Annotated in this window: 19 protein-coding genes; 14 read left to right on the top strand and 5 right to left on the bottom strand. The window is 55.8% G+C overall.

All coding sequences use genetic code 11. From position 1 onward, the window contains the following. Window positions 1-273 precede the first annotated feature (273 nt). The 4 genes from mutL to LDN04_RS13100 all read left to right on the top strand — a co-directional run bounded on the left by mutL (window position 274) and on the right by LDN04_RS13100 (window position 4666). Window positions 274-2088, top strand: coding sequence for a DNA mismatch repair endonuclease MutL (gene mutL, locus LDN04_RS13115; protein ID WP_223911370.1), 1815 nt, complete (start codon window positions 274-276; stop codon window positions 2086-2088). A 1-nt stretch (window position 2089) separates the two neighbouring features. After that, window positions 2090-3022, top strand: coding sequence for a tRNA (adenosine(37)-N6)-dimethylallyltransferase MiaA (miaA, locus tag LDN04_RS13110; RefSeq protein ID WP_223911367.1), 933 nt, complete (start codon window positions 2090-2092; stop codon window positions 3020-3022). 11 nt (window positions 3023-3033) lie between these two features. Continuing rightward, complete coding sequence (hfq, locus tag LDN04_RS13105) at window positions 3034-3258, top strand: RNA chaperone Hfq (protein WP_223911364.1); 225 nt, start codon at window positions 3034-3036, stop codon at window positions 3256-3258. A gap of 88 nt (window positions 3259-3346) precedes the next feature. Further along, entirely contained in the window at window positions 3347-4666 is a 1320-nt protein-coding gene (locus LDN04_RS13100; RefSeq protein ID WP_223911361.1) for a DUF512 domain-containing protein, read from the top strand. A gap of 76 nt (window positions 4667-4742) precedes the next feature. On the opposite strand, the gene LDN04_RS13095 is transcribed toward LDN04_RS13100, so the two are convergent. Continuing rightward, window positions 4743-5765 carry a cytochrome c3 family protein gene (locus LDN04_RS13095; RefSeq protein WP_223911358.1) on the bottom strand — a complete coding sequence of 341 codons (1023 nt, stop codon included), beginning with the start codon at window positions 5763-5765 and terminating at the stop codon, window positions 4743-4745. Between the two features lie 158 nt (window positions 5766-5923). Here LDN04_RS13095 and LDN04_RS13090 point away from each other — a divergent pair, with 158 nt between their 5' ends. Continuing rightward, window positions 5924-6472: a DUF4124 domain-containing protein gene (locus LDN04_RS13090; RefSeq protein ID WP_223911355.1), complete on the top strand. Its 549-nt coding sequence runs from the start codon at window positions 5924-5926 to the stop codon at window positions 6470-6472. Window positions 6473-6513: 41 nt separating this feature from the next. Here LDN04_RS13090 and LDN04_RS13085 read toward each other — a convergent pair whose 3' ends face one another. Further along, window positions 6514-7014: a hypothetical protein gene (locus tag LDN04_RS13085; protein WP_223911353.1), complete on the bottom strand. Its 501-nt coding sequence runs from the start codon at window positions 7012-7014 to the stop codon at window positions 6514-6516. Continuing rightward, complete coding sequence (locus LDN04_RS13080; protein WP_223911350.1) at window positions 7011-8306, bottom strand: diguanylate cyclase domain-containing protein; 1296 nt, start codon at window positions 8304-8306, stop codon at window positions 7011-7013. Before LDN04_RS13080 ends, LDN04_RS13085 begins: the two co-directional genes overlap by 4 nt. A 224-nt stretch (window positions 8307-8530) precedes the next feature. Here LDN04_RS13080 and nadC point away from each other — a divergent pair, with 224 nt between their 5' ends. The 8 genes from nadC to LDN04_RS13040 are packed head-to-tail and all read left to right on the top strand — an operon-like array spanning window position 8531 to window position 16920. Continuing rightward, window positions 8531-9361, top strand: a complete 831-nt coding sequence (gene nadC / locus LDN04_RS13075) for a carboxylating nicotinate-nucleotide diphosphorylase (RefSeq protein ID WP_223911337.1) — start codon at window positions 8531-8533, stop codon at window positions 9359-9361. Beyond that, window positions 9358-10371 (top strand): biotin--[acetyl-CoA-carboxylase] ligase, encoded by a 1014-nt coding sequence (locus tag LDN04_RS13070; protein WP_308464663.1) that lies wholly within the window; start codon window positions 9358-9360, stop codon window positions 10369-10371. Before nadC ends, LDN04_RS13070 begins: the two co-directional genes overlap by 4 nt. A 42-nt stretch (window positions 10372-10413) precedes the next feature. Beyond that, window positions 10414-11184 (top strand): type III pantothenate kinase, encoded by a 771-nt coding sequence (locus tag LDN04_RS13065; protein WP_223911333.1) that lies wholly within the window; start codon window positions 10414-10416, stop codon window positions 11182-11184. A 44-nt stretch (window positions 11185-11228) separates the two neighbouring features. Beyond that, window positions 11229-13322 (top strand): elongation factor G, encoded by a 2094-nt coding sequence (gene fusA, locus LDN04_RS13060; protein WP_223911330.1) that lies wholly within the window; start codon window positions 11229-11231, stop codon window positions 13320-13322. Between the two features lie 26 nt (window positions 13323-13348). Continuing rightward, a complete protein-coding gene (locus LDN04_RS13055; protein ID WP_223911321.1) occupies window positions 13349-14401 on the top strand; it encodes an SPOR domain-containing protein in 1053 nt (350 codons plus the stop codon). 15 nt (window positions 14402-14416) lie between these two features. Next, complete coding sequence (locus tag LDN04_RS13050; protein WP_223911318.1) at window positions 14417-15325, top strand: hypothetical protein; 909 nt, start codon at window positions 14417-14419, stop codon at window positions 15323-15325. 12 nt (window positions 15326-15337) lie between these two features. Continuing rightward, on the top strand, window positions 15338-16204 hold the full coding sequence (locus tag LDN04_RS13045) for an ATP/GTP-binding protein (protein WP_223911314.1): 867 nt from the start codon (window positions 15338-15340) through the stop codon (window positions 16202-16204). A 32-nt stretch (window positions 16205-16236) separates the two neighbouring features. Then, complete coding sequence (locus LDN04_RS13040) at window positions 16237-16920, top strand: MgtC/SapB family protein (protein WP_223911311.1); 684 nt, start codon at window positions 16237-16239, stop codon at window positions 16918-16920. Window positions 16921-16928: 8 nt separating this feature from the next. Here LDN04_RS13040 and LDN04_RS13035 read toward each other — a convergent pair whose 3' ends face one another. Beyond that, window positions 16929-17534 carry an isoprenylcysteine carboxylmethyltransferase family protein gene (locus LDN04_RS13035; RefSeq protein ID WP_223911307.1) on the bottom strand — a complete coding sequence of 202 codons (606 nt, stop codon included), beginning with the start codon at window positions 17532-17534 and terminating at the stop codon, window positions 16929-16931. Window positions 17535-17666: 132 nt separating this feature from the next. On the opposite strand from LDN04_RS13035, the gene LDN04_RS13030 reads away from it, so the two are divergent. Then, the gene (locus LDN04_RS13030; protein ID WP_223911304.1) at window positions 17667-18488 is read left to right on the top strand and encodes a cytidylate kinase family protein; all 822 of its coding nucleotides are present in this window, start codon (window positions 17667-17669) and stop codon (window positions 18486-18488) included. A gap of 85 nt (window positions 18489-18573) precedes the next feature. On the opposite strand, the gene LDN04_RS13025 is transcribed toward LDN04_RS13030, so the two are convergent. Continuing rightward, window positions 18574-19431 (bottom strand): PHP domain-containing protein, encoded by an 858-nt coding sequence (locus LDN04_RS13025; protein WP_223911300.1) that lies wholly within the window; start codon window positions 19429-19431, stop codon window positions 18574-18576. Between the last annotated feature and the right edge of the window lie 169 nt (window positions 19432-19600).

Genomic DNA, 19600 nt, shown 5'->3' with positions numbered 1-19600 from the left:
AAATTAACCGTTTGGATACTAGCATCTGGTGGATTTATGTCAATCCAAATATCTTTCTTGGTAGTGCCCAGATGGGGCGTTCACGGGGTGTTGCCGTACGACTGATATTTGAGCACGGCAATGACCGTAGAGGCGGAGGAATGAACCAAACTGACTCTGCACCGAGAAATATGACTTATCCTTCCGTCATCTCTGGTCTATCTCCTTTACAAAGAGAGGGGGGATACATTATGCTAACGGGCAGTCACCATACTCTTTCCTACGAGGTTGTCCGTGTCTCCCCGCATCAGAATCCTTCCTGAAAATCTGACCAACAAGATCGCTGCCGGTGAGGTGGTGGAGCGCCCCGCATCGGTGGTCAAGGAACTTGTGGAAAATGCACTCGATGCCGGCTGCGGTGATTTGGTGGTGGAGATCGAGCAGGGTGGGCGGAAACTGATAAAGGTGAGCGACGACGGCTGTGGCATGACCCGCGAAGATGCACTTCTTGCCCTGGAACGACACGCCACGAGCAAAATTGCGACGGACGCAGACCTGTTCGGTCTATCTACCCTCGGCTTTCGTGGTGAGGCTCTTCCGTCCATAGCCTCCGTTTCGCGATTCACCCTGGCTACGCGGGAATCGGAGCAGATCGAGGGAACCGAGATCTATGCCGAGGGGGGGCGGATCAGGGAAGTCAAGTCCTGTGGCATGGCGGTCGGGACGGTTATAGCCGTGCGCAACCTGTTTTTCAACACGCCAGCCCGCCTTAAATTCATGAAGAGCAGCGAAACCGAGGCGGGGCACGTGGGGGACCTGTTGACCCGTCTCGCCATTTCCCGCCCCCAGACCCGTTTTACCTATATTGCCGATGGCCGGACCGTTTTTCGCCTGTTGCCGGGCGACCTGCTCCAGAGGGTGACATCCCTGCTGGGGGGAACCATCGGCAAGGCACTGTATCCGGTCGATTACATCGACGGCCCGCTCTCTGTAAGCGGGCTGGTCGCCAGCCCCGATTGCAGCAGGTCGGCGGCTTCCCATCTCTATACCTTCATCAATGGCCGCTTCATCCGTGACAAGGTCGTCCAGCACGCCATTCTCCAGTCATACCGGAATTTTCTCGAAAGGGGACGCTATCCGGTGGTGGTGCTCTTTATCGGGCTTCCTCCCGGCGAAGTAGACGTCAACGTGCATCCCACCAAGCACGAGGTGCGTTTTCGGGAGCAGGCGCGGGTTCACGACGGTATAGTGGCGGCGCTGGAGTCGGTCCTGCGCACGACACCCTGGCTGGGGAAAGGACGCGATGCGGCTTCACCGTTCACTAGCACGAGGCTGACCTCGTCTCCATCATCTGCCAGAGTCGAAACCGTGCGGGAGGCGCTGACCCGTTATCAGCCGCCTCCACCCCGCCAGGGAAGCTTTCCCGTCCCGCCACCGGTACAGAGGGTGGGGCGGGATGGGGTACCGCAAGTGCCGGCGACTGTTCCGGAGGTCATCGACAAACATCCGGCTTCTTTAGCGTCCGGCTATTTTTCTTCCCTTGCCGTTATTGGCCAGTACCACGGGTCCTACATCGTCTGCCAGGACGAAACCGATCTGGTGCTCATCGACCAGCATGCAGCCCACGAACGGGTCGCTTTCGAACGCCTCAAGGCGCAATTTGCCGCCGGCGGTGTGGAGTCCCAGGGACTCCTCTTTACGGAAACCCTCGAATTTTCTTTCCGCGAAGGGGCAGCGCTGGGAGAGAACCGGGAACACCTGACCCGACTCGGCTATGAACTCGAGGAATTCGGTGGCACGACCTGGCTGCTCAAGGGGGTGCCTCGTCTCTTGATCGGTGGCGACTACCTGCGGACACTAAGGGATATCGTGGAGGAGCTTCAGAGCCTCGGGAAGAGCCGTTCCTTTGCCGATTCCCTGGAGGATATCCTCGCAAGAATCGCCTGTCACAGTGTGGTACGGGGGGTCCACTCCTTGGGGCGGGACGAGATCACGGCCCTTTTCTCCCAGATGGATGCCACCGATTTTTCCAGTAACTGCCCCCACGGCCGCCCGGTCAGTCGCACCCTGACCCTTGCCGAGATAGAGCGCCTCTTCAAGAGAGGGTGACGTGTCCGACGATACCGGTAAAACCAGGCTGGTGACCATTCTCGGGCCGACCGCTTCCGGAAAAAGTGATATGGCGGTTCAACTTGCACGGCGATTCGATGGCGAAATCGTCAACGCCGATTCCCTGCAGGTATACCGCGGTCTGGACATCGGCACCGCCAAGCCTCCTGAAGAAGTACGCCGGCAGGTTCCCCATCACCTCATCGACCTTGTCGAGCCGGACGAGTCTTTTTCGGCGGCTGTCTTTCAGGCAGCGGCATGTCAGGCTATCGATGACATTACCCGGCGCGGTAAACGGGTCTTCGTGGTCGGAGGGACCGGTCTCTATATAAAGGCTCTGGTGCAAGGGCTGGTCGATTCGCCGAGCGGTGCGGGGGAAGTCCGCCAGGAACTTGAGGAGATGGCGTGCAGATTGGGGAAGGAAGAGATGCTGCGGCGTCTGGCGCAAGTTGATCCGGAAACGGCAGCGAGGCTCCACCCCAACGACCAGGTACGGATCATCCGGGCCCTGGAATCCCATCGACTGACCGGTCGTCCCATCTCGGCGGACCGCTCCGCCCATGGTTTCGGCGAATCCAGGTACCATGTCCTGAAACTCGGTATCCTGGTGGAGCGGGAGGAGTTGTACCGGCGCATCGATCTCCGGGTGGAAAGGATGCTCGGGGAAGGTCTGGTGGAGGAAGTACAATCCCTTCTGTCCCGCGGATTTACCCCTGACTTGAAAGCACTCCGGTCCATCGGTTATAAGGAGATATGCGCGTTCCTGGCGGGAGATTGCGATCTCGCGGAGGCGACCCGGCTCATAAAGCGCGACACCAGGCACTATGCAAAACGTCAGCTGACCTGGTTCAAACGGGACAATGAAATTAATTGGGTTGATTATCCTGGCAGTTTTGCTACTATTTGTAACCATGTAATGGAATTTTATGCGTAAAGGAGAGGGAGATGGCCAAAGCACCGTTCAATATTCAGGACCAGTATCTCAACCAGTCCCGCAAGGAGCGGGTGAAAGTGGTCGTGCAGCTCATGTCCGGCGACAAGATGGAAGGGTATATCAAATCATTCGACAACTTCTCCGTGCTGATGGAAATCCACGGCGACATTCTCATTTACAAGCATGCAATTTCGACCATCACTTCGGCGGACGGTACTTTCAAGCTCCATCAGTAGTTTCCGCACTTTTCTCGTTACCTTCCATAGGGGCGTTCCCGCAAGGGCGCCCCTATCGGCGTTTTGAGCCGGGACATTTATTTTAGCCATGAAAAAGACGAATCCTTCCCCCTCTCATTCCGGCCTGATAATCGAGCGTGTGCTTCCCGGCAGTATTGCAGCCGAACTGGAGATCGATGTCGGCGACCGACTGCGGGAGATAAACGGCAGACCGGTACGGGATATCATCGATTATACGTACCTTTCTGCCGAGACCGAACTGACACTGGAAATCATCAAGAGGAACGGCGAAGAATGGGAAATGGAGGTGGAGCGTGGTGAGGATGAGCCGCTCGGGCTTATCTTCCCTGCACCCGTTCCAAAACGGTGCGGCAACAAGTGCGTTTTCTGCTTCGTCCACCAGCTTCCCCGCGGCATGCGCTCCCCACTGTACGTGAAGGATGAGGATTACCGTCTTTCCTTTCTGTACGGAAACTATGTCACCCTTGCCAACATAACGGCGCCCGACCTGGGGCGTATCAAGGAGCAGCACCTCTCCCCCCTCTATGTTTCGGTGCATGCCACCGACCCGATAGTGCGGGAGCGCCTGCTCGGCAAGGCCGCTATCAAGCCGCTTCTGCCTGTCATGGAAGATCTGGCACGCGCCGGCATCACCATGCATACCCAAGTGGTCCTCTGTCCGGGGCTCAATGATGGGGCCGTGCTCGAACGTACGGTGGCGGATATGGCTGCGCTCCATCCGTGGGTTGCATCCTTGGCGGTGGTGCCCGTTGGGTTGACACGCCACCGGAAGGGGCTTCCCCCGCTCGAACCGGTTACGTCCACGTATGCGGCTGAATTCCTCGCAGTATGGCAGGCGCGTGCCCAGGAAATTGCTGACCGGCTCGGCGAGCCGTTCCTGTATCTGGCCGATGAATTCTACATCAAGGCCGGCCGGGGATTCCCCCCCCTGGAGACGTATGGTGACCTGCCCCAGCTTGAAAACGGCGTTGGCATGGTGCCCCTCTTCCTGGAAGAGGCGAAGGGGGTGCTGGCTATGGCTGAACCGTGCTCTCCACGTGTCGTGACGGTGGTGACGGGGGAGTCTGCCTATTCTTATCTTTCAGATTTCCTCGTTGAACTGGGGAAGATAACAGGTGTTACGTTCCGGCCGATGACGGTACCGAACCGGTTGTTTGGCGAGAGTGTAACGGTTGCCGGACTGGTGGCTGGCCGGGACATCCTGGCGACTCTGGCTGGGCGGGACCTGGGGGACCTGCTGCTTATCCCTGACGTTATGATCAAGGAAGGGGAGGGGGTGTTTCTCGATGATCTCACCGTTACCGAACTGGAAGAGACGCTCCGCGTTCGGACGATCGTGGTTGAATCAACGCCTGCCGGTATCTATGGTGGTGTGATGGAGAAGTAGAACTCGATTGTGCAAGAATGAAAAAAGGCGGGGCCGCAAAGCCCCGCCTTTTTTCGTTCTTCTCAACAATGCTGCCTCACATTTTGTGGCACTTTTCGCAGTTTTCCTTAACGGTGAAGGCATCCTTGCTATTGTGACAGGCACCACAGGATGCGCCACCTTCCATCTGGCTCATGGTGTTGTGCTTGATGCCGGCCTTGAAGGGAAATACCTTGGTGTGGCAGTCGGCACATTTATACATGCCGGTGTGGATTTCGTGGCTGAATTTGGCTTCGCCCGCATCGGTCTTGAAGGTAACCGTGCCGGGCTTGAAGTTGTTGTGACACTTGTCACAACTGCCGGCGGAAGTAAAGGCATCCTTGCCGTTGTGGCAGGCGCCGCACGATTTACCCTTGTCCATGTCCGCCATGGTGTTGTGAACGGCGCCAGCCTTGTAGGGGAATACTTTGGTGTGGCAATCCTTGCAGCCATACATGCCTGTATGGATTTCGTGACTGAAGGTGACGTCGGAGATTCCCTTTATCTTGAAGTTGACATTCTGCGGCTTCATGCCGCGATGACAGTTGCCGCAGTTGCCGGCCACGGTAAATGCCTTCTTCCCGTCATGGCAGGCACCACATGTTTTCCCCTTTTCCATCTGCGCCATGGTTGCGTGCTGGTCCTTGCCGGTGATCACCTTGCCGTTGTGGCAACTCTTGCACTTGCCGCCAGTCTTGGCTATATGCACATCGTGACTGAAGACCACATCACTCAACCCCTTGACCTTGTATCCGATGTTACGGGGTTTCCCTTTGTGACAACGGTTGCAATCCTTGTCGTCGGCGACACTGAAGGCCTTTATGCCCGAATGGCAGGCGCCGCACGACTTGGTCTTTTCCATTTCCGCCATGGTAAAGTGCTTGCGCTGCTTCAAATTGTAAATGGCGTTGTGACAAATCCGGCAATTGTTGTTATATTTACTGAGATGAACGTCATGGCTGAATACCACGGGATCAGCGTTAGTGAAACGGAACTGGATGTCCTTGGTTTCCTTGGCGTTCGTTACGACGGTCAGGAGGAGGGTGGAAAGCACTGCAAGCATGGTGAAACGCAACTTCATGGCATTCTCCTTAACAGGTCGAATAGTTACTGGGTCAAATATAACCGCGGTACTATACACGTACGGCGTCGAATCGTCAATTCAAATGTTGCAGTGAACCTAATGGTGGAGCGGGGTTAGGAGAATACTTTCAACATCGGGGGAGAGGAATCACATTTATGCACAGGTTTATGTTGGTTGTTATCATGATTTTCACGGTTGTAGCGGGACCATCGTGGGCAGATACCTATGAATGGACTGACAGCAAGGGAGTGGTCAACTTTACGGATGACCTTGACAAGGTTCCCGCCAAGTACCGCACGAAGGTAAAGGAACGGGAGTCGATCAGGAGCGAGCAGGGGACGATTCCATCCTCCGACGGTACGGAACCGGTGATGAAGCAAACCGGCAAAACTCCTCCTCCATCCTCCACACCTCCCGTAGCGGTGTATGGAGGCCATGGTCAGGGGTGGTGGCGCGGGCAATATGCTTCCTTGCGACAAGGTATCAAGGCGATCGAGGGTGGCCTTGCCGACAAGCGGGAAAAACTGGCAGAATTGAAGCGCAAGCGTATCATCTATCAGCGGACGAGGGATAGGGTTGCCTACAACCAGATGGAGGAGGATATCAAGAGTGATGAGGCGCAGCTGAAAGAGGCGCAGGACAGGCTCAATGCCCTCGACGGCGAGGCGAACAGTGCCGGTGTCCCGCAGGAATGGCGGCAGTGAAAGCATGTCTGTGTTGTGATGGGTGAGGTGGAGGAGGGAATTCAGGGTTTGGTTTTCTGCTCCAGCTGAAGGTCAAGGTGCTTCAACTGTTCCAGGTTCTGGCGCAGATCCTTGTTTTCCTTGGTCAGCAATTGATTACTGTTTCTCAGGCTCCGGTTCTGACGGCGTTGTTCATTGGCGGCGTTGACCAGGTCCAGCAGCTGTACCGACTGAATGGTCCACGGACTTTTCGGGTACTCTTTGTGGAGGCGTTCAAGGGTCTGCTGACCTTGCAGATAATCCTTTTCCCCCGCTGCTTTCAGTTGTAGCAGGCTCAATCGGAAGAGAGCCTCATCGGTAACGCCCGCCATTCCTTTTTCAGCGCAGAGTGCCGTCAGGATATCTGCGGCGGCCGTTCCGTTCCCTTTTTCTATCTGATTGACGGCAGCTGCCAGTTTACGTTGCTGGCTGAAATAGTTGATGAACCCGAAGCTGCCGTTGTGCAACGTGGCGCAACCGGTTGTCGTCAGAGCGAACAGGACTGCAAGAGCAAGTTTTCTCATCGATTGTGTCTGCGCCGGTTCATCAGGTAATTGCTTCCCGGCTGTCCCTTCACATAATCCTTCATTTCTGCCGCTGCCCTGGCAATATCCACCGCCGATTCATATTCCCCTTGTCCGCAGATGATAACGGCAATGGAGATGGTCATGATCGGGAATACGCGCGGCACACCGTAGCGGTCCACTGCCTCTATCGCCCCTCTCTCCAGGTCTACTGTGTCGTAATAGCTGACGATTGCCTTACCGAACTGTTCGATGATCGCTTCGCAGACTCCGGCAGCCTCTTCAACGGATACCACCATCACGAAGTCGTCCCCACCGACGTGGCCCACGAACGCGTCCTGTCCCGCGTGTTGCCGAACCGCCTCATGGATAATTTCTCCCGTGGTCTTGATCAGTTCACTGGCTCGTATATAGCCGTAATGGTCGTTATAGGCCTTGAGATTGTCCAGATCGGCATAGCAGACGGCAAATGGTTCGGGTTCCTGGAGACGGCGGGTAAGAACGCGCTCGATGGCGATATTCCCCGGCAGCCTGGTAAGGGGGCTGGCATCGAGATTCATCTGTTCCGATATCTTGAGGCGGGAGGCCATTCTGACAAAATCACTTGCCAGTTCGCCGATTTCATCACCGGCCGGAATCCGCGGGTCGAAGTCGAAATCTCCTTCGGCAATGCGGTGTGTGGCCTTTTTCAGCTTGGTGAACGCCTTTGATATCTTGTAGGTAACAAGAGCCGCCACGATGATTGCCAGCAGAAAACCGGTGAACGAGAGGATCAGGGTCCACTGAACGGTCCTCCCCTGCTTTTTGTCCGCGGCATCCAGTTTGCTGCTGAGTTGAACCTGCCGGTTGGCGGCACTGACATCGATGGCACCGACAACCCGGTCCGCCGCGTTATTGAGTTGCACTGCGCTGTTTTTGTCGCCGCCGAGCAGTTGTTCGGCATAGCGTTTAAAGCTTACGTAATTTTCGAGTATCGGCTTCAGTTCAACCGGATTCTGGGTTGTCGTCAGATTAAGGAGCAGGTGCTGGAATTCGTCGGCGCGTTCCTGGTAAAGGGTTTTGAATTCGGGGCTGTTCAGTACCGCTCCCTTGACTGCAGCCCGTTGCTGGGCAAGAACCGACTCCCGCAGCTTGATTGCCGTGTTGATGAAGACCAGATCATTTTGGGCGATGTCACGGGCGGTCGTATTGAGTGAATAGAGCCCCGTGACCGAATAAACCAGCGCCGCCATGGTGAAAAACGCTATGGCGGCATATCCAGCAACGAGCTTCTGTACCAGGGTGAGTCTCATTGGTTGCGGCCTTAAGGAAAACGCTGACGTGGTTTTATATTGCAGGGTAACTTCATTCCGGGCATTGTAGTTCACCACCGGGGTTTAGTCAACCTTCAGGAATGCAGTCTTGTTTTCCCCCGTTGGATGTTGCGTTCTTCGCACGTGGAGCCTTGATTAGCGGTTGCTACCGTTACAAAGCTGTGGTATAAACAGGTGCCATTCAAGAGAGTTGGAGATTTCTTATGACGGGTCTGGACAGAATAGTTGAAAATGCACTGCTGGAGGACATCCATACCGGCGACATCACGACGCTTGCTGTTGTCCCGGAGCCCCGGGCCGCCCATGCCCGGCTCATAGCCAAGGAGGCGATGGTGCTGGCGGGGATTGATGTGGCGGCACGCGTATTTCATCTGCTCGACAATACCGTGCTTTTTACTCCGGCTTTCAGGGACGGAGACCGCCTCCAGCCGGGGGATGTCCTTGCCGGAGTAGATGGTAATGCTGCCATACTTCTCCAGGGGGAACGGGTCGCTCTCAACCTGTTGCAGAGAATGTGCGGGGTGGCCACCCTTACTTCCCGCTATGTAACTGCTGTCGAGGGGACAAAGGCACGGGTGGTCGATACGCGCAAGACCACGCCGGGGCTCAGGATGCTCGATAAGTACGCTGTTAGGGTCGGAGGGGGGATCAATCACCGGACCGGCCTCTACGACGGGGTGCTCATCAAGGAGAACCATATCGCTGCGGCAGGTGGCATCACCGAAGCCATCCGCCGTGCCAGGGCCTATATCCCCCATACGATGAAGATAGAGATAGAGACGGAGTCCCTTGCCGAGGTGGGAGAAGCCCTGGCTGCAGATGCCGATATCATCATGCTCGACAATATGGACTTGGCCACCATGGCCGAAGCGGTGCGTCTCATCGATGGCCGGGCTCTGGTAGAGGCTTCCGGCGGGGTCAATCTCGACACCATTCGTGCTATTGCCGGCACCGGCGTTGATATCATATCCGTAGGTGCCCTGACCCATTCGGCACGAGCCATGGACATTTCCATGCTGCTGGAGGGGGTGTGAAAGAAGATTTTCTCCGGCATGCCGCCATGGACGACAAAACAATAGACCAGCGCATTCTGGAGATATTTCGGGCAACCCCCGGTGGTATCGTGTCGGGGGAAGAGTTGAGCAGTAGGCTCAAGGTCTCCCGCACAGCGGTATGGAAGCATATCAAGAGTCTGAAGGACCTGGGTTACCGCATAGAGGCGGTGCCATCCGTCGGATACCGGCTCGTTGCCGTTCCTGATCTCCTTCTGCCGGCGGAGATCGCGGTCGGTCTCATGACGAAGCGGATCGGTCGGCAGATCATTTCGTTTCGTGAGACCGATTCCACCAACGAAACCGCTTTCAAACTGGCTGAAGAGGGAGCACCGGAAGGGACGGTTATCATTGCCGAGTCCCAGCGCCGGGGGAAGGGGCGGATGGGACGGCAGTGGGAATCACCGCCAGGGGTAAACCTCTACTGCTCCATCATCCTTCGTCCTCCCATCCTGCCATTGCAGGCTGTCCAGTTGACGTTTCTCTCTGCTGTTGCCGTGGCCAGGGCTGTCGAGGAAACCACCCCACTCGTGCCCACCATCAAATGGCCCAACGATGTGTTGTTGTCGGGACGCAAGGTGGCGGGACTGCTCAATGAGATGGGGGCCGAAACAGAGAAGGTCAATTTCATCATTCTCGGTATCGGTGTTAACATCAACATGGAAGAGGGACAGTTTCCCGCCGACCTGCGTTACCCTGCAACGTCTCTCCGCATGGAAACCGGGGGGGCCGTCAACCGCATGGAATTCACTCGCGCCTTTATTCGCGCAGTAGACAATCTGTATTCTGCCTTCATGGCTGGCGACTATGGGGTCATACGAGACGAATGGCTGGCCCGTTGCTCTATGATCGGCCAGCGGGTGCACGTATCCTATCGTGACAGCGTTGTCGCCGGTGTGGCAACCGGCATCGACGACTATGGAGCACTTCTCCTCAACCTGGACGACGGTCGCGTGGAGCGGGTACTGGCCGGTGATGTATCGCTCGTCTGAGCTTCGCTGAGCGTGTTTGATAAGAAGAGTGAGGAGAGTTAGGTGCTTCTAGTAATCGACGTCGGCAACAGCAACATCGTACTCGGTATCTACGATGGAGAACGGCTTCTCAAAGACTGGCGCGTTTCCACTGAAAAATCGAAAACCGCCGATGAATACGGCATCCTCGTCCACGACCTGTTCCGGCTGGCCGGCATTTCCTTCGGCGATATCCGGGATATCATCATATCGTCGGTGGTGCCGACCCTTACCGGTGTGCTGGAACGACTGGCCGTCGAATATTTCGGTTTTCGCCCGTACGTCGTCGGCCCCGGTATCAAGACGGGGATGCCGATTCATTACGACAATCCAAAAGAGGTGGGCGCCGACCGCATCGTCAACGCGGTGGCAGGTTTCGAGAAGCACAAGACCGCCCTGATCATCGTCGATTTCGGTACGGCGACCACATTCGATTACGTGAACAGGAAAGGTGAATACTGTGGAGGTGCCATTGCCCCCGGTCTCGTGATTTCCATGGAGGCATTGTTCCAGAAGGCGAGCAAGCTGCCGCGGGTAGAAATACTCAAACCACCTTCCATCATCGCCAAGAACACGGTCAATTCCATGCAGGCAGGCATTTTTTACGGTTATGTCGGACTCGTCGACGAAATCGTCGGAAGGATCAAGACTGAGAGCCGTGATAATCCGCGGATTCTCGCTACTGGTGGTCTTGCTCGCCTTATTGCCCCCGAATCCAAAACAATTGACGAGGTAGACGAATATCTGACTCTTGAAGGCCTGCGTATCCTGTATCAGCGTAACCATGAAAATTAACGGCGGGTTGATGTCTGGCCTGCTTTCATTTCAAGGGGGGCACAATGGGAAAGTATGATACGTCTAAGCTGAGAAATCTTGGTATTATTGCCCACGGCGGAGCTGGAAAGACCTCATTGGCCGAGGCCATCCTGTTTGATACGGGGATGATCGATCGGCTCGGAAGGGTCGATGACGGCACTTCTACCATGGATTTCGAGCCGGAAGAAATCAAGCGGAAGATTTCCATTACCTCCTCCCTCGACCATTGCGAATGGAACGGTCATTCCATCCACCTGGTGGACACCCCCGGTTACGGCAATTTCATTGCCGACACCCGGGCCTGCATGCGCGCCCTCGACTGTGCGGTCGTCATCCTCTCGGCCATCTCCGGGGTCAAGGCCCAGACCGAAGAGATCTGGCAGTGGGCAAACGAGTTCGAAATTCCCCGCATCGCCTTTGTCAACAAAATGGACCGGGAACGGGCCAGCTTCCTGCGCGCCATAGACGACATGGAAAAGGCCCTCGGCGCGCGGGGTGTGGCGATACAGATACCCCTCGGAGCCGAAGAGAATTTCGAAGGGGTCATCGACCTGGTGAAGATGAAGGCCTATCGCTATGCAAAGGACCAGTCGGGGAAATACACCGAAGAGGCGATACCCGCCGAGTATCAGGCCGATGCACAGCGGCTGCGCGAGCAGATGGTGGAGACGGTTGCCGAAGCATACGACGCCCTGACCGAAAAATTTCTGGAAACCGGTGAACTGACCGATGAGGAAATACTTGACGGCCTGCGGGTCGGAACCATGCGTAATACGTTTACGGCCGTGTTGTGCGGTTCGGCTGCCATGAATATCGGTGTTCCCCATCTGCTGGATGCCATCGGGGCTTTCCTCCCGTCACCCATTGATCGTACCAAGGCGGTAGGCACCCATCCCAAGAGCGGGGACATCATCGAACGTGCGCCGGCCGAGTCGGAGCCGTTTTCCGCGCTGGTGTTCAAGACCACCTCCGACCCCTATACGGGTAAAATTACCATCTTTCGGGTCTACTCAGGTGTGCTCAACTCAGATTCCACCGTCTATAATTCGACAAAGGACGTACAGGAAAGGATCGGCCAGATCTATGAACTGGAAGGGAAGAAGCAGAAACCGATCAAGCAGGCAGTGGCAGGCGATATCGTGGCAGTGGCCAAGCTCAAGGAGACCGTGACCGGCGACACCCTGTGCGACGAGGTGAAGCCCATCGTCTACGAACCTGCCAAGCTTCTGCAACCGGTTATCTCCTACGCCATCGAACCAAAGACCAAGAACGATGAAGACAAGATCCATTCGGCCCTCCACAAGATGATCGAAGAAGAACCGACCCTGGAATCCCACCGCGACACCCAGACCAAGGAACTAATCATATCCGGCATGGGGCAGGTACATCTTGAAGTCATCGTGGAAAAGATGAAACGAAAGTTCGGCGTGGAGGTTCTCCTCAAGACCCCGAAAGTGCCCTATCTCGAGACCATCCGCGGCACGGCGAAGGTGCAGGGAAAATACAAGAAACAGTCGGGTGGCCGCGGTCAGTACGGCGACTGCTGGATCGAGATGTCCCCTCAGCCGCGTGGCGAGGGGTACCTTTTCGATGACAAGATCGTCGGTGGCGTCATCCCCCGCCAGTACATTCCGGCGGTGGATAAGGGAATTCAGGAGGCGTCGCAGGAAGGATTCCTTGCCGGTTATCCGGTAGTCGACTTCAAGGTCGCCCTCTATGACGGCTCGTTCCATACCGTGGACTCTTCGGAGATGGCGTTCAAGGTTGCCGGGTCCATGGCATTCAAAAAGGCGATGGAACTCTGCAAACCAGTGCTTCTCGAACCTATCGTAACCATGAAAATCACGGTTCCAGATGAGAACATGGGTGATGTCATCGGCGATCTCAACTCGCGGCGCGGCAAGGTAGTTGGCGTCGAGCCGAAGGCGAATTCCCAGATCATCAGGGCGGTCGTGCCCATGTCGGAAGTGCTTGCCTATTCCAATGATCTCAAGTCCATGACGAGTGACCGTGGCCTCTTCACCATGGAGTATTCCCACTACGAAGAGGTGCCGAGTCATCTGTCCCAGAAGGTCATTACGGAAGCAGCGGCTACCACGAAAAACAATCATCAATAAATTATCTTTACCAGGAGGATGGATACATGTTCGGTTTCAGGAAGACATCGACGGACGCGAGTACTGCCGACGGCGAGAAGGGTAGTTCCCAGCAGATACTGCTGTTGGTACTGGTTCTGCTGCTGGCGGTATTCGGTTATCTCTATTTCTTTACCGGCATCATCAAGCCACGGGAGGAAACGCCAGTTCCGCCGCCGCCAGCTCAGGTAAAACAGCCGATTCCGGCAAGGCCGGCGGCCGGCGGAGCAGCCCCGGTTACTGGTAATGCGGTAGCACCCGCAAGCACCGCCGCCAAAGATGTCCCGGCAGCAAAGCCTGCCGGCGCGCCGACAACGGCCCCTGCGGCTCCCGCAACAGCAGCTCCTGCAACGAAGCCTGTTGCTGCGCCTCCAGCACCGGTAGCTGCTCCGTCCGCTAAGCCGGCGCCAGTTGCTGCTGCTAAACCACCGGCCCCGGCTGTTGCCCCGGCAGTAAAACAGCCCGTACCTCCAGCCAAGACGGCAAAGGTTCAACCGGCTGTGACGGGGAAACCTGCTCCTGCGCCTGCTGCTAGCCCTCAAAAAGTTGCGGCGGCTAAACCCGCCGCGAAGGCATCCAAAGTGGGGAGTAAATCTGCTTCCGGTGCCTACACCCTGATGGTCGGTGAGTATGTCGTGGAGAAGTCGGCTGCATCGGTACAGGCAAAGCTGAAAAAGCTCGGCATCGGGCCGGTTGTCAAGACGAAAACGAAGCGGTCCGAGCCGATGAATCGCCTGTATCTTGCGTCGTTCGATAGCCATCAGGCGGCTGATGCGGCATTGGGGAATCTGAAGAAAGCAACATCCGACGGTTTCATTCTCCCTGAGAATGGCAAATATGTGGTCTATGCCGGTTCCTACTTCAACGAGGGGAAGGCTGCCGTTGAGCAGGACCGTCTCTATGAAAAAGGGTACAAGCTGGTGATGAAGAAGACTATGGCACCCGTGCCGGTCGTGCGCCTCACCGCGGGCAGGTATGCTAGCAAGGATGAGGCTGTCAAGGATATTGCGAGTCTGAAGAAGCATGGTATCAAGGTTCACGTCGTAAAGGCGGGGAAGTAGGAGGAAGTATCCTTGATGAACAAAGTGGTCCTGAACGTCTCCCCGGCCGCTGCAGGCTATGCCGCGGCGGCCACCCCCCGAGAGGACCGGTTGCGGGCCGCACGCTGGGAAGTGCCCTTTGCTGCTGGCGATCTTGTTAATCTTCTCCTCTTCCTGAGTTACGATCAGGATGAAGAGGTCAAAAGCGCCGCCATAAAAAGTCTGCGGCAGATGCCGGAATCGGTCGCCCTGCAGGTAGCCGATTCCGCTGAAACGCCGACGAAGGTGATTGAACTACTGGCGAGGCTTTATTATGGCAAGCCGGACCTGGCGTCACGTCTCGTTGAGCATCCCATGATCGATAGGCAGACCATGGTCTTTCTTGCGGAAAAGGGTGTTGCCGGTGCAGCGGCGGCTGTCCAGAATATGCTGCCTGAAGAAGAAGCTCTTTTGGACGAGTACGAAGATGAGGACCTTGACGCTGAAGCTGAGGAGGCCGAAGAGGAAACGGACCCCGAGAGCGAGGAGTATGCATCCAAGTACAAGATGGCACAATCGATGGGTGTTTCGGAAAAGATCAAGATGGCCCTGACCGGAGACAAGGAGTGGCGTTCCATACTTGTCAGGGAACCGAACAAGCTGATATGCGGTTCGGTGATCAAGAACCCCCGCATAACCGAGGCGGAGATCTTGAACCTTGTCAAAACCGGCGTTCAGAATGATGAGATCATGCGCCTCATCTGTGCCAACAGGGAATGGGTAAAGAACTACCAGATTCGCAAGGCACTGGCGACAAACAATAAAACACCGCTCCCCAATGCCCTTCGCTACATTTCGACTCTCACCGAGAAGGACGTGGCTGCCATTGCCAAGAGCAAGAACGTTTCGAGCGTGATCTCGACACAGGCACGTCGCATCCTGCTCCAGAAGCAAAAACACAGATAGGGGGAAGAGCCCATGGCACTGGTTAATCACGCCAAAAAGGAAATCAACGCCAAGATCGTCTATTTTGGTGCGGCGCAGGCGGGGAAGGCGACGAACCTCAACTTTATATTCAAAAAGCTTAAGCCTGACTTTCGGGGGCAATTCAAGAGCATGAACGTGCAGGGAAGCAAGATGCTCTTTTTCGATTTTCTACCGTCGGGGCAGGGGAAGCTGAACGACTACGCGGTCAGATTTCACATTTATACCGTTCAGGGGGATGTCCCCCAGGACTCCACCTGGAAGATGGTGCTCAAGGGAGTTGACGGGGTAGTCTTCGTTGCCGATGCATCTTCTGCACGTCAGACGGAAAACCACACCAGCCTGGAAAGGTTGCAGACGTGTCTACGCGGCCATGGTTTGTCAACGGATGCGCTGCCCATCATTGTACAGTGCAACAAGAGCGACCTGGCAGACGCCGTTTCGACTGCTGAAATGCAGCAATCCTTCGGTCTTGGGGGGGGGGCCTTCATGAAGGCCGCGGCTGGTACGGGAGAAGGGGTGCTGGAATGCCTCTTTACCCTGGTGAAAATGGTTTTGAAACGATTGCGGGAGAGTGGTTTGGAACTGGCGGGAGAGGCGGTAGAGGGTACGGCCACCGAGGCTGAAGAGGTCGCGGGTGAACAATCTATTCCTGCGCCGATCGTCGTGTTGCCGGCTGCCGAGTCTAGTGCAGCCGGGTCGGAAGAAACCCCGAGCGAAAACGCAGCATCTTCTGTAGAGATTCTGGAAGGGGTGCATCTTACGGCTGACGGCCACCTGCAGGTCCCTCTGTCCATACGATGCGGGAATATGACGCGTCGCATGGTGCTGAACCTGGCTGTTTCACTGGAAGCCGAATGACAAAGCTGTCGAGGTGATGGTGGAGGACTCCGATGCACTTTGACTTCAGCCTGGAACTTCTGCTCAGACTCGTATTGTCCTGCCTGTTTGGAGGACTCATTGGTCTGGAGCGGGAGGTGCATGGTCGTCCGGCCGGTTTTCGTACCCACCTGCTTGTTTCTCTTGGTGCCTGCCTCTTTGTTCTCACATCAATCCAATTTTATTATCAGTATGGAAACCTGAGCGGCGCGGGACCGGTGGGGGTTGACCCGGGCAGGGTTGCAGCGCAGGTGGTGACGGGGATCGGTTTTCTCGGGGCGGGCGCAATCATCAGGGAAAGGGCTTCCATCCGTGGTCTTACGACAGCTGCCTGTCTCTGGGTGGCGGCTGCCCTTGGCGTTGCCTGTGGCGTGGGAATGTACGCAATGGCGACGGTGGTGACCCTGATTGCACTCATGAGCCTTCTTCTCCTGAAAAAGGTGGAGAGTCGGTTGCAGCGTGATACCTATGTGACGCTCAAGGTATGGAGCAGTGACCTGAAGGGGCAGCAGATAATATTCGAGGGATTGATCACGGCGTGCCAGATGCAGGTGGTAAACGTGAATCTGGAGAAGGATGTGGAAAAAAAGCAGACCACCTATGAATTTTACGTCAAATTCAGTACTCAAGAGCTTGCCTGCAGGCTGGTGGACGATCTTGCTGCCGTTGTCGGTGTCAGAAGGGTGCGTCTCGAGTAACAGGCTTGTCAGCGCAGCCTGCCACGCAGGTGGTAGCCCTTTTTTGCTCCTGGAATGAACATAGGTACCCTGCTCTGATACCCGCGGTAGCTTTCTCCGAATATCTCAACGAGTCTCCTTTCTTCACTAATCGAACCGATAAGAAAATACAGTGCGGAAAGCAGGGTCAAGGCCAGCCAGCGTGCGGTCATGGTCGGCGTGCACAGCAGGAACAGTACGGCCAGCAGATACTGGGGGTGCCTGACTTTTTCATAACAACCGGTTGTCAGCAGGACGGGGGTGACGGCCTGGCCGCGCACCTGATGGATACCGAGGAAGTCTCCGACTCCGGTTTGCGCCGCACAGATACAGAGCAGGGTAAAAATACCTCCCTGGACAAGGTATCCGATTGGTCTGACGTTCCCGGGGAGTTGATAGAGAACCGGAGAGTTGGTGTAGGCATTCATCGTCCAGCCAAAGGTAGCCATGGCCAGAATGTTATACATGAGTCGATAGTAGCCAGACAAACGGTGCATCCGGGGTTTTAGAAAATCCTGGACACGCTGCATGGCGAGGATCGAGTGAAATGTCGCAAAAACAACAAAACGGAATATGAACACCAGCAGATCGGGCATATTGTCCTCAGGGAAAAGCGAGCGAGATCACTGCGGATACCGTAGGGAGCAGATAATCATGAAAATTAGCCTCTTGTATGCGGAAAGATTACATGCTACCATCCTGCGACTCAAGGTTGAAGGAGGAAGTAGATGGCGATAATCACCATATCCCGGGAGATGGGAACCGGCGCCTACCAGATTGCCAAAGAGGTTGCCCGAAAACTCAAGTATACGCTGGTGGACGGGGAAAAAATTGCCGAACTGGCACCAAAGTATGGATTGACTCCCGAAATCATCGAGAGGGTCGATGAAAAGCCCCCCTCTTATAACACGGCAGAAGACCGTCTCCAGGCGGCCCGTCTCACAACCATGGAACTTATATTCCTGGAGAAGGCCAAAAAAGGGAACGTCATCCTCTATGGGCGGGGTGGGCAGGACCTCCTCAAGGAACTGCGCAACGTACTAAGGATCCGGTTCATCGCCCCCTTCGACGAACGGGTGGAAATGTTTGCCGAGCGGGAATGGATCGACCCGGATCTGGCCAGCGATCTGATCAGGAAAAGCGACCACCAGCGGGGTGGTTTTATTCACTTCTATTTTGACCGCAACTGGCATGATCCCCTTGGCTACGATCTTGTTTTCAACACCTCCCGCATTTCCCATGCTTCCATTGTGGAAAGCATCGTCGCTGCCGCGAAAGAGCCACGGCTCAAAGATGTCGATGGGGAGGCGATGGCCCTGCTGGAGGATATCATCCTCAGCAAGCGGGTTGAAACGGAGCTTCTCAAGTCGGACAAGGTGGAAAACCTCCACTTCAAAATCACCTCCCAGGATGGGATGATCGCCCTTACCGGCCACGTGCATGATGAGACGGAAAAGAACCAGGTCATCAAGATCGTCGGCAAGATCAAAGGGGTCAAAAAAGTGGTGGATAACCTGCAGGTGATGAGTTTCAAACCCTACAAAGAGTAGTAATATAGGCGAAATAAATGGACGTGAAAAGGCCCCGAAGGGGTCTTTTCACGTCCATTGTCAAGTTTTCTATCGCGTCTTGTGTTTATTGCCTCTCCGCCCGTCGTGCCTTCAGGTCGGCTACCAACCGGTAGGCCACCGCCAATCCACCCCGTCCGCTTCCCATGTCCACGTCATCCTCGAAGCCGTGAAAGTCCGAGCCTCCGGTCATTATCAGCCCCAGGTCGTTAGCCAGGGACTCAAGAAAGATCATGTCGTCGTCGAAGCAGCAGTTGCTGAAAACCTCCAGACCATCCAATCCCATAGCTGCGAGTTCACGCACTAGTTCGCCGAGGCGCATGCGGTCTGGGGTTATGGTTGGTGGATGGGCAAGAACCGCGACACCCCCGAGGCGGTGTATTTCCGTCAGTGCTTCGTCCATGGGAAAATACTGCTTGGAAACGTTGCACGGAATGAGATACTGAACGAAAGCATCCTGCATGTCACGGGCGTATCCCTTGGCAATGAGTGCCCCCGCGATATGGGGTCGCCCCAGGGCTCCGGAAACTTTTTGCAGTATGTCTTCGTAGGAAATGCTTCCCCTGCCTTGGCGTGCAAGTCGATTATTGATCCGGGTTACGATGGCTCGACCCCGATCATCCCGTCGACGGCGGAATTCTTCGAGCCTTTCCCGGAAGGCCGGATCTCGGTGATCTATGCAGAATCCCAGCAGGTGTATGTCCTGGAATCGCTTGTGTTCCACCGAAAGCTCGACGGCCGCAATCACTTCCACATCCAGCGCACGTGCCGCGGCAATCGCTTCATCGACGCCGCCCACGCTGTCGTGGTCGGCGATGGCAATGGCCTTGAGTCCTTTTTGAGCTGCCATCTCGACAAGTTCCGTCGGGGTATGGACACCGTCCGAATGGATCGAATGGAGGTGCAGGTCTACATACTGTTTCACGGGGGTCTCCAGCGGCATGAGTTGACAACGGCTTGCGCTCGCCATTATAGGTGAGTACGGGTATACGCGCAACCTGCATCTTTCGGGTGTCACGGGTACGAATGCTGTTGCCTTGAAATTGCGGATTTTGTAGAATGCCGGGACGCAGCGCAGTGAAAACGGACAGGGG

The organism is Geobacter sp. AOG1 (assembly GCF_019972315.1).
In the GTDB taxonomy this organism is placed as follows: Bacteria; Desulfobacterota; Desulfuromonadia; order Geobacterales; family Geobacteraceae; genus Geomobilimonas.
The sequence above is the reverse complement of the archived record's forward strand: the minus strand, read 5'-3'. Positions and strand labels throughout refer to the sequence as shown.

Excerpts from the sequence above, each read along its gene's own strand:
- LDN04_RS13100 (WP_223911361.1), top strand. The coding sequence starts at position 3,347 with ATGAAAAAGACGAATCCTTCCCCCTCTCATTCCGGCCTGATAATCGAG.
- LDN04_RS13090 (WP_223911355.1), top strand. The coding sequence starts at position 5,924 with ATGCACAGGTTTATGTTGGTTGTTATCATGATTTTCACGGTTGTAGCG.
- hfq (WP_223911364.1), top strand. The coding sequence starts at position 3,034 with ATGGCCAAAGCACCGTTCAATATTCAGGACCAGTATCTCAACCAGTCC.
- nadC (WP_223911337.1), top strand. The coding sequence starts at position 8,531 with ATGACGGGTCTGGACAGAATAGTTGAAAATGCACTGCTGGAGGACATC.
- fusA (WP_223911330.1), top strand. The coding sequence starts at position 11,229 with ATGGGAAAGTATGATACGTCTAAGCTGAGAAATCTTGGTATTATTGCC.
- LDN04_RS13045 (WP_223911314.1), top strand. The coding sequence starts at position 15,338 with ATGGCACTGGTTAATCACGCCAAAAAGGAAATCAACGCCAAGATCGTC.
- LDN04_RS13095 (WP_223911358.1), bottom strand. The coding sequence starts at position 5,765 with ATGAAGTTGCGTTTCACCATGCTTGCAGTGCTTTCCACCCTCCTCCTG.
- LDN04_RS13055 (WP_223911321.1), top strand. The coding sequence starts at position 13,349 with ATGTTCGGTTTCAGGAAGACATCGACGGACGCGAGTACTGCCGACGGC.
- LDN04_RS13030 (WP_223911304.1), top strand. The coding sequence starts at position 17,667 with ATGGCGATAATCACCATATCCCGGGAGATGGGAACCGGCGCCTACCAG.
- LDN04_RS13050 (WP_223911318.1), top strand. The coding sequence starts at position 14,417 with ATGAACAAAGTGGTCCTGAACGTCTCCCCGGCCGCTGCAGGCTATGCC.
- LDN04_RS13080 (WP_223911350.1), bottom strand. The coding sequence starts at position 8,306 with ATGAGACTCACCCTGGTACAGAAGCTCGTTGCTGGATATGCCGCCATA.
- LDN04_RS13035 (WP_223911307.1), bottom strand. The coding sequence starts at position 17,534 with ATGCCCGATCTGCTGGTGTTCATATTCCGTTTTGTTGTTTTTGCGACA.
- LDN04_RS13085 (WP_223911353.1), bottom strand. The coding sequence starts at position 7,014 with ATGAGAAAACTTGCTCTTGCAGTCCTGTTCGCTCTGACGACAACCGGT.
- LDN04_RS13040 (WP_223911311.1), top strand. The coding sequence starts at position 16,237 with ATGCACTTTGACTTCAGCCTGGAACTTCTGCTCAGACTCGTATTGTCC.